Here is a 9,653-nt window from a genome sequence, read left to right as displayed (position 1 = left end):
GCAAACTGTTGTCGATGGATCGGTTTATCCGGTTTGCTCCCAAACATATATAATAGATACTGAATAAAGAATGGCGGAACAGCGAGAGCAAAATGACATACATGCACGAAATGAATGGAAAAAATAATAAAAACAGATGATGAATAGACGAACATGGATTGCCGGTGTCACGGTAACGGCAATTTTGGCTGTTTCGCTGACAGCCTGCAAACAAGAACGGAAAGAACAGGAAACAGGACAGACGCTGCCCGTCATGGTAGTTTCTTCCCAACCCATTGAATTTGAAGAAACGTATTCCGCTTCGATTCGCGGACGACAGGATGTGGACATCATACCTCAAGTATCGGGTCGCATCATCCGCCTATGCGTGAAAGAGGGAGAGCAAGTAAAAACAGGGCAAGTGCTGGCTGTCATAGACCAAGCGCCCTATCAGGCTGCGCTGCGCATCGCAATCGCCAATGTGAGTGCGGCACAGGCAAAAGTGGAAACAGCGCGTATTGAACTGAACGGCAAACAGTCGCTGTTCGATGAAAAAGTCATATCCGATTACGAACTGTCAGTTACCCAAAATCAATTAGTAGTGTCACAGGCAGAGCTGGAACAAGCAAAAGCTCAGGAAGCAAATGCCCGAAACGAACTGTCATACACCGAAATCAAGAGCCCGAGCAACGGGGTTATAGGCACTCTCCCTTACCGCATCGGCGCACTCGTCGGTCCGACCATCGAACAACCATTTACAGTGGTGTCGGACAATTCGGAGATGTATGCCTATTTCTCCATTTCGGAAAACAAACTTAGGCAGTTCGAGGCCAGATATGGTTCTATTGACAGAATTATAAGTGAAATGCCTCCGATTAGCCTTCAACTTAACAATGGTTCCGTCTATGGGAAACAAGGGAAAATAGAGACAATCAGCGGAATAGTCAATCCCACGACCGGTGCCGTACAGATAAAGGCACTGTTTCCCAACATCAACAGGCATCTGTTGAGCGGAACCATCGGCAACGTCATCCTGCAAGGACTGAATGAGGATGCCATTCTGATTCCCATGACCGCCACCGTCGAGTTGCAGGACAAGATTATCGCCTACCGCCTTAAAAACGGGAAGGCAGAAGCCGCCTACCTGACCGTGGACCGCCTGAACGACGGCAACCGCTTCGTCGTAAAGCAGGGCCTGTCCGTCGGCGACACCATCATAACCGAAGGTGTGGGGCAGATAAAGGAAGGAATGATTGTCACACCTAAAACCGTAACCCCATGAACCTGCGCTTCTTCATAGACCGTCCCGTATTTTCGGGCGTTATCTCCGTGGTGATCGTCCTGATGGGCGTTATCGCCATGAAAGCCCTTCCTGTGGAACAATATCCCGACATCGCACCTCCGACCGTCAACGTATTTTGCACATATCCCGGCGCAAATGCCGAGACGGTGCAGAAAGCGGTAATCGTTCCGCTTGAGGAAGCCATCAACGGCGTGGAAGACATGATCTATATGACTTCGACCGCATCCAACACGGGCGACGCTTCCATCAACATTTATTTCAAGCAGGGCGCCAACGCCGACATGGCGGCGGTAAACGTGCAGAACCGCGTGAACGGTGCGTTGAGCCAGTTGCCTGCGGAGGCCACCAAAAGCGGTGTCATGACGGAGAAACAGCAGAATGCCGAACTCATGACCTTTGCGCTTTACTCGCCCGACGGCCGTTTCGACCAGACGTTTCTCAACAATTACGTGAAAATCAACGTAGAGCCGCGGCTGAAACGCATCGGCGGCGTGGGAAAGGCACAGCTGTTCGGTTCCAACTACAGCATGCGTCTCTGGCTGCGCCCCGACAAGATGGCGCAGTACGGGCTGATACCCGATGATATATCTTCAGTCCTTGCAAAACAGAACATCGAGGCGGCAACCGGCTCGTTCGGCGCTAACCATCCTACAGCCAATGAATACACGATGAAGTATCGCGGCCGCCTTTCCACGGCGGAAGAGTTCGGCGAGCTGGTCATCAAGTCCCTGCCCGGCGGCGACGTGCTGCGACTGAAGGATGTCGCCGACGTGGAACTGGGCGATGAATACTACAACTATTCCACCGAGGTGAACGGTCGTCCGGCGGCGACCATGCTCATCAACCAGAAAGCGGGCTCCAACGCTTCGAGCACCATCAATGAGATTCACGAGGTGCTCGACGACTTGAAGCGCGATCTGCCGCAAGGGGCGGAGTTCGTGGTTCTTACCGATACCAACAAATTCCTGTATGCTTCCATAAAATCGGTTCTCCGCACACTATTGGAGGCAATACTGCTGGTGGTGATTGTCGTCTATGTTTTTTTACAGGATATAAAATCGACCCTTATCCCCTCCATATCCATATTTGTTTCAATTATCGGCACATTCGCCGTCATGTCCATGATTGGCTTTTCCATCAACCTGCTTACGCTTTTCGCCCTTGTACTTGCCATAGGAACAGTGGTTGATGACGCCATCGTGGTGGTGGAGGCCGTGCAGGCGAAATTCGACGAGGGCTACCGGTCGCCGGTGCTTGCCGCCGACGATGCCATGAAAGGCGTCTCGTCCGCCATTCTCACCTCTACCATTATCTTTATGGCGGTGTTTATCCCGGTGGCCATGATGGGCGGCACATCCGGGGCGTTCTATGCCCAGTTCGGCATCACGATGGCAGTTGCCGTGGGTATTTCGGCTGTCAATGCCTTCACCCTTTCTCCGGCATTGTGCGCCTTGTTCCTGAAACCTTATACCGACGAGTACGGAAACACGAAGAACAATTTCGCGGCACGCTTCCGCGAGGCTTTCAATGCTATCTTCGACCGTTTGAGCCACCGTTATGTGCGTGGAGTATTATACATCATCCGCCGCCGATGGCTGTTGTGGGGAACTATTATTACCTCATTCGGTTTGCTGGTCTTGCTGGTCAATATCACAAAGACAGGGCTTATCCCGCAGGAGGACACCGGCACGGTAATGGTGAGCATGAACACGAAGCCCGGCTCCTCCATGGCGCAGACAAACGAGGTGATGAAGCAGCTCAACAGCCGTCTTGACAGCATCGGCGAGATCGAATACAGCGGAGCGGTGGCAGGCTTCTCGTTCAACGGTTCCGGCCCGTCGCAAGCCATGTATTTCATGACCCTCAGCGATTGGGGCCAACGCAAGGGCGAAGGACAGTCGGTGGACGACGTGATAGGAAAGATTTATGCCGCCTCCTCCGACGTTCCCGATGCCACGGTATTCGCCATGTCGCCGCCGATGGTTGCGGGCTACGGCATGGGCAACGGTTTCGAGCTTTACTTGCAGGACAAGACGGGAGGCGACGCCGCCGCCTTCAAGAAAGAGGCCGACAAGTTTGTCGAAGCCTTGTCCCGCCGTCCCGAAATCGGTGAGGTCTATTCCTCTTTTGCCACCGACTATCCCCAGTATTGGGTGGACATCGATGCTGCGAAATGCGAGCAGTCGGGCGTGTCTCCGTCCGATGTGCTGTCCACGCTTTCCGGCTATTATACCGGGTCGTATGTATCGGACTTTAACCGTTTCTCCAAGCTCTATCATGTTACCATGCAGGCGCCGGCGGAGTACCGCATCAATACGGAGTCGCTCAACCTAATGTACGTGCGCACTTCCGACGGCAGCATGGCTCCGTTGAGCCAGTTCGTGCGCCTGACCAAGACCAACGGTCCTTCCGACCTTACGCGCTTCAACCTTTTCAATGCCATCGCCATCAACGGCTCTCCGGCTCCGGGTTACAGTTCCGGTCAGGCCATCAAGGCCATCGGCGAGACTGCCCAAGAGGTGCTACCTGCCACTTGCAGCTACGAGTACGGAGGACTGTCGCGCGAGGAAAGCAAGACCACCAACAATGCCACGATGATATTCTTGCTCTGTATGGTCTTGATATATCTGATACTGTGTGCCCTCTACGAGAGCGTATTCATTCCCTTTGCCGTGCTGCTATCCGTACCCTGCGGACTGATGGGCAGCTTCCTGTTCGCATGGTTGTTCGGTCTGGAGAACAACATCTACATGCAGACCGGACTGATCATGATTATCGGACTGCTTGCCAAGACCGCCATCCTGCTGACCGAATATGCCGGCAAGCGGAGGGCGGAGGGCATGACCTTGGCACAGGCGGCATACAGTGCGGCGAAGGTTCGTCTGCGCCCCATCCTGATGACCGTACTGTCTATGGTGTTCGGCCTTGTTCCGCTGATGATGGCTCATGGCGTGGGTGCCAACGGCAGCCGCTCGCTTGCCACAGGCGTAATCGGAGGCATGATTATAGGTACGTTGGCATTGCTGTTCCTCGTACCGTCATTGTTCATCGCATTCCAATATATTCAAGAACGTGTTAAACATAATTAAATGAAGAAGATAGCAATATATATAATATCCGCTTTGATGCTTACCGGCTGTAGCACATATAGCCGATATCATCGGGCTGAAATCCCGACAGAGAATCTATATCGGACCTTACCGGCAGGTATTGATACAGTAACAATTGCATCTATGTCATGGCGGGAAATGTTTACTGACCGGAAACTTCAGTCTCTGATTGAAACAGGAATTAAGCAGAACACTGATCTCAATGTGGCACGTTTGAGGGTTGAAGCAGCCGAGGCAGCTTTGATTACGGCTAAGCTTTCATATCTCCCTTCACTTGGGATTAATGCCGAAGGTGGTAGCAGCCAGTATGACGGGACGACGGCAAAGACATATAATGTTGGTGCGTCTGCAAGTTGGGAACTTGATATATTCGGCAGGCTCACGGCTGCAAAGCGTGGTGCGGTCGCCGCACTGCAAGGAAGCCGTGACTATCAGCAAGCCGTACAGACACAACTTGTCGCTACTATAGCTGACAGTTACTATACACTTTCCATGCTTGATACGCAGATGGCGATAAACAATCGGACTTTGGAAAACTGGCGGGCTACAGTACGCACGCTTGAAGCGTTGAAAAAGGTGGGCAAGGCGAATGAAGCCGGCGTATTACAGGCAAAGGCAAACGTGATGCAACTCGAATCATCGCAACTGGCCATACGCAAGAGTATCTCTGAAACAGAGAACGCCTTGTCTGCGATACTTGCCATGCCGTCACACTCGATTGAACGGAATAATTTGACAGAGGCGTCTTTTCCCGATACAATCTCTATCGGAGTTCCTTTGCAGTTGCTTTCTAACCGTCCTGATGTACGTCAGGCTGAAATGGAACTGGCACAAGCATTTTACGCCACCAATGTAGCCCGTGCCGCTTTCTATCCTAATATCACTCTTTCGGGGACACTTGGTTGGACTAACAATGGAGGCGGAGTAATCACTAATCCCGGACAATGGTTGCTCAACGTCATCGGTTCCCTTACACAGCCGTTATTCAACCGAGGCGTGAATATAGCCAACTTGAATATAGCCAAAAGCCGTCAGGAAGAAGCCAAACTGTTGTTCCGGCAAGCATTGCTGAATGCGGGAAAAGAAGTGAACGATGCTTTGACCGTATGGCAGACGGCAAAATCTCAAATTGAAATTGGTGAAAGGCGCGTTTCTGTTTTGAACGACGCTGTACAGAAGACAGAACTGCTGATGTGTCATTCCGGCGCAACCTATTTGGAAGTGCTTACTGCCCAGCAATCACTGCTTGAAGCAGAAACATTGCAGTCACAAGCCTATTTTGAACGCATACAGAGTATTATTAAACTTTATCATGCGCTGGGAGGTGGAGCATAAACTACAATTAATGAATGTAATAAGCGGCTGTTAAAAATTAAACGACATAAGTGGATTTTATATAAACAAAGTATTTGAAACTAATGAGGTTGTTATTACAACATAAGATATTTATTGGCTATTTTCTCTTAATGGCGGTCATAGGTTGTATGGTCGCCATCGTTTTACACGAGCGTAAACGTGTGTCGGAGATAGAGCAGGAGTCAATAACCATATTCCAGACACAAAGCAATATCAGCACCACCCATCGCCATATCACCGTGCTTGCTACTTTCGGGGAATCCGTCATGACGTGGACCGGTAAAGATTGTGAGTTATACCGTACACGTCGTCTGAAAGCGGATTCCCTGCTGCAAATTTTACGTGAACAATGCAAGGAATTTGTACGTCCGGAACAAGTGGATTCCCTCCGTTCCCAGCTGCTCAACAAGGAGGAACATCTGTTGCGGATGAAAGAAATTTTCCGGCAACAAAAACAAATCGACAGCCTGCTGGCCGGCCAATATTCACTTGTCACATCACAAGCAAATACCTCCCGTACTGTCACCCGCAAGAAAAAAGGGATAGCCGGATTATTCGGAGGCAAGGAAACCGTACAATTGCCATCCGCTAATACCAAAGTGAGAGCACGGGGCAACGAGCTTATTTCCTTGCAGGAAGAACGCAGAAGAAACATCGAGACTTATACGGACAGTCTGCGGTTGCATAACCGTGAACTCAACGGTAAGTTGCGCACGTTAATCACAAGCCTGGATGAGCAGGCATTATCCGCCCTCCGGAACAAAGAAGTCCGTTTGAAGGATTCATACGAGCATTCCACCCTTGTAATAACCGGCCTGATAATCTTCTCCATAATCCTGTTGTTTGTTTTGTATCTTATCATACAACGGGATATCAAGATTAAGGCAAGGAACAGGAAACGCCTGGAAGAAACGATAGAACAGAACAATGCGTTGCTGGAAATGCGCAAGAACATAATCCTGACCATTTCCCATGACATCCGCGCCCCGCTGAACATCATCAGCGGTAGTGCCGAGTTGGCTATGGATACCCGTGAAAAGAAACGCAGGAACAATCACATGAACAACATCAGGATTGTGTGTAAACACGTGGTACACCTGCTCAACAACCTGTTGGACGTGTACCGTCTGAACGAGGCCAAAGAAACCCGCAACGATGTGCCTTTCAGCCTTAAAGACCTGTTGGAACGTACCGTTTTCGGATTCTCCCACGTGGTCAATAACAAGGGAATCCTGTTCTGTCACGATTTCAAGGATACCGATGTCAAACTTTACGGCGATGTGGACCGCATCGAGCAGATCATAGACAACCTGCTCAGCAATGCCGTCAAATTCACAGAAACCGGTACAATAAGTTTGAATGCGAGTTATAGCGAAGGAGTGCTGCTGTTGGAGGTAAAAGATACCGGTATCGGCATGAGTGAGGAGACGCTCTCCCGTATCTTCCGTCCGTTCGAACGTTTGAGTTCAGTGGCCAACGCCCAGGGATTCGGATTGGGTCTGCCAATCACGAAAGGACTTGTCAACCTGCTTGGCGGGACCATCAATGTGACAAGCAGTATAGACCAAGGCAGCACTTTCCGCGTGACGCTTCCCATGAAGCTAACGGATGAACCGATAGAGGGCGAGAACCGGATAATCCCGCACCCGGTACACCTGCCCCAAAATGTACTTGTCATCGATGATGACACCATGTTGCTGGATGTGATAAAGGAGATGATGGAGCGGAACGGAATGAACTGTACAACCTGTGCCACTTCCAAAGAGGTCGTAAAGGCAATGCGGGGCAAGGATTATGATTTGCTGCTGTCAGACATTCAAATGCCGGGAACCAACGGCTTCGATCTGCTGACTCTGTTGCGAAACTCAAATATCGGGAACTCCCGTACCATACCCGTTGTGGCCATGACAGCACGCGGTGACAGTGACAAGGAGGCATTTCTCCATGCCGGATTTACAGACTATATCTACAAGCCTTTCTCTTCCTCCGAGTTGCTCAGCCTGCTTTCAACGATAAGAAGAAACCGACAGGAAGAGACCCATAGCGTCGATTTCAGTCTGATACTCTCTGAAGTCAGCGACAAGTCGAAAACGCTTCTTTCCTTTATATCCCAGTCGGAAAAAGACCGGGAGGAACTCGGTACGGCAATGAAAAACGGTGACAGGCAGAAATTGCGTGAAATCACCCACCGGATGCAACCGATGTGGGAATTGCTGCAAATGGAAGAAGCCTTGTCGGCTTATCGCGCTTTACTGAAAAACGAGACTATAAACGATAAGATATTGAATGAACATACCCGACAGATTATGGATTACGCCGCCATACTTATTAAAGTGGCGGAAGCCGAGATAAAAAGAATGACGAATGAAACGGAAGATACTGATAGTTGAAGACAATGTAGGTCTGTCACAGATGCAGAAAGACTGGCTCGCCCAGGCGGGTTATGATGCCGTGACGGCCATGAATGAGCCGATAGCACGCTCGTTGATACGCAGAACGCAGTTCGACCTGATATTGTCGGATGTGCGATTGCCGGAGGGGGACGGCATTTCCCTGCTGGAATGGTTGCGCAAGGAAAGAAAGGACATCCCGTTTATCCTGACCACGGAATATGTTTCCGTTTCGGATGTGGTGCGTACCATCAAACTCGGAGCCAGGGATTACCTGCCCAAACCGGTACACAGGGAGCATCTGCTGGAGTTGGCTGAAGATGTGTTCCGCCCAGTGGCTACGGTGCGCAGGAAAGAGAAGGAGCTGTTTCACCGTACAAGCCCCAAGATTCTGCAAGCGGAAAAGTTTGCCAGGCTGGTTGCTCCGTCCGATATGTCGGTAATGATTCTCGGTGCCAACGGAACCGGCAAAGAATCGATAGCACAAACCATCCATAACAACAGCGAACGCTGGAATATGCCGTTCGTCGCGGTAAACTGCGGGGCGTTGCCGCGTGAACTGGCCGCCTCGCTCTTCTTCGGGCACGAGAAAGGGGCGTTTACCGGTGCCGACAGCGCCAAGACCGGATATTTCGACATGGCGAAAGGCGGCACGCTGTTTCTGGACGAGATCGGGACGATGTCCTACGAGATACAGTCCTTGCTCCTGCGGGTATTGCAGGAGAATACCTATGCTTCGGTAGGCGGCAGGGAGCGGACAGCCGATGTGCGGATAATTGCCGCCACGAACGAGGATATGCAACTGGCCATCCGGGAGGGACGTTTCAGGGAAGACCTTTACCACCGGCTGAACGAGTTCGAGATTCGGCAGCCGTCGTTGGCGGAGTGTCCTGAAGACATCCTGCCGCTGGCCGAATTTTTCCGTGAACGTCATTCCAAAGAACTGAAACGGGAAACGCAAGGCTTTACGGACGATGCCAGGCGCAGGATGCTTGCCTATCACTGGCCGGGCAACGTGCGGGAGTTGCAGAACCGGATCAAACGTGCCGTGCTGGTCACGGAAACGCCGATGCTGAATATGGAAGCGTTGGATATGGAAATACGTCCAAGTGTAAATGACGATGCGCCTTCACGTGCCGTCCTGCCTCTGAGAGATGAATCGATGGAGAAAGAGAGCATTATCAATGCTCTGAAGGTTTGCAACGGACACCGGGAACAAGCCGCGGCGATGCTGAATATCAATCCGGCAACGCTGTACCGGAAAATGAAGAAATACGGGCTGAAGTGAAATAGATAACCGCAATTAATGGAAATATCGCTGAATATATGTAATTTTGCAATTAAATAGAAAAAATCGGCATACTGCCAATAGGGCAGTTACCGACTATATAACATAAGAGCGCAAGCTTCTCGGACAGAAATCTGGTAAATTGACGTTAAAGGAGAGTGATTGCGTAATGCTTATGCTATGCTTTGTCATAGCGTGGTATTGCGTATTCTCCTTTAGGCTTTACC

5 protein-coding genes are annotated in these 9,653 nt (G+C 50.7%); all 5 read left to right on the top strand.

Annotated elements, in window-relative coordinates; translation table 11 throughout:
* Positions 1 to 136: 136 nt before the first annotated feature.
* The 5 genes from DWW03_RS11155 to DWW03_RS11135 all read left to right on the top strand — a co-directional run bounded on the left by DWW03_RS11155 (position 137) and on the right by DWW03_RS11135 (position 9,426).
* Positions 137 to 1,261: an efflux RND transporter periplasmic adaptor subunit gene (locus DWW03_RS11155; RefSeq protein ID WP_118404639.1), complete on the top strand. Its 1,125-nt coding sequence runs from the start codon at positions 137 to 139 to the stop codon at positions 1,259 to 1,261.
* The gene (locus DWW03_RS11150) at positions 1,258 to 4,371 is read left to right on the top strand and encodes an efflux RND transporter permease subunit (protein ID WP_118404640.1); all 3,114 of its coding nucleotides are present in this window, start codon (positions 1,258 to 1,260) and stop codon (positions 4,369 to 4,371) included. Before DWW03_RS11155 ends, DWW03_RS11150 begins: the two co-directional genes overlap by 4 nt.
* Positions 4,372 to 5,727 carry an efflux transporter outer membrane subunit gene (locus tag DWW03_RS11145; protein ID WP_118404641.1) on the top strand — a complete coding sequence of 452 codons (1,356 nt, stop codon included), beginning with the start codon at positions 4,372 to 4,374 and terminating at the stop codon, positions 5,725 to 5,727.
* An 83-nt stretch (positions 5,728 to 5,810) separates the two neighbouring features.
* A complete protein-coding gene (locus tag DWW03_RS11140) occupies positions 5,811 to 8,138 on the top strand; it encodes a hybrid sensor histidine kinase/response regulator (RefSeq protein ID WP_118404642.1) in 2,328 nt (775 codons plus the stop codon).
* On the top strand, positions 8,113 to 9,426 hold the full coding sequence (locus DWW03_RS11135) for a sigma-54-dependent transcriptional regulator (RefSeq protein WP_118404643.1): 1,314 nt from the start codon (positions 8,113 to 8,115) through the stop codon (positions 9,424 to 9,426). The genes DWW03_RS11140 and DWW03_RS11135 overlap by 26 nt, the downstream gene beginning before the upstream one ends.
* The last annotated feature ends 227 nt before the right edge of the window (positions 9,427 to 9,653 follow it).

Source organism: Alistipes sp. AF14-19, from assembly GCF_003461645.1.
GTDB lineage: Bacteria > Bacteroidota > Bacteroidia > Bacteroidales > Rikenellaceae > Alistipes > Alistipes shahii.
Note: the sequence above shows the minus strand (reverse complement) of the source record. Positions and strands in the feature narration are given on the sequence as shown.

Coding starts and splice junctions, on each gene's coding strand:
- DWW03_RS11155 (WP_118404639.1), top strand. CDS start 137: ATGATGAATAGACGAACATGGATTGCCGGTGTCACGGTAACGGCAATT.
- DWW03_RS11150 (WP_118404640.1), top strand. CDS start 1,258: ATGAACCTGCGCTTCTTCATAGACCGTCCCGTATTTTCGGGCGTTATC.
- DWW03_RS11145 (WP_118404641.1), top strand. CDS start 4,372: ATGAAGAAGATAGCAATATATATAATATCCGCTTTGATGCTTACCGGC.
- DWW03_RS11140 (WP_118404642.1), top strand. CDS start 5,811: ATGAGGTTGTTATTACAACATAAGATATTTATTGGCTATTTTCTCTTA.
- DWW03_RS11135 (WP_118404643.1), top strand. CDS start 8,113: ATGAAACGGAAGATACTGATAGTTGAAGACAATGTAGGTCTGTCACAG.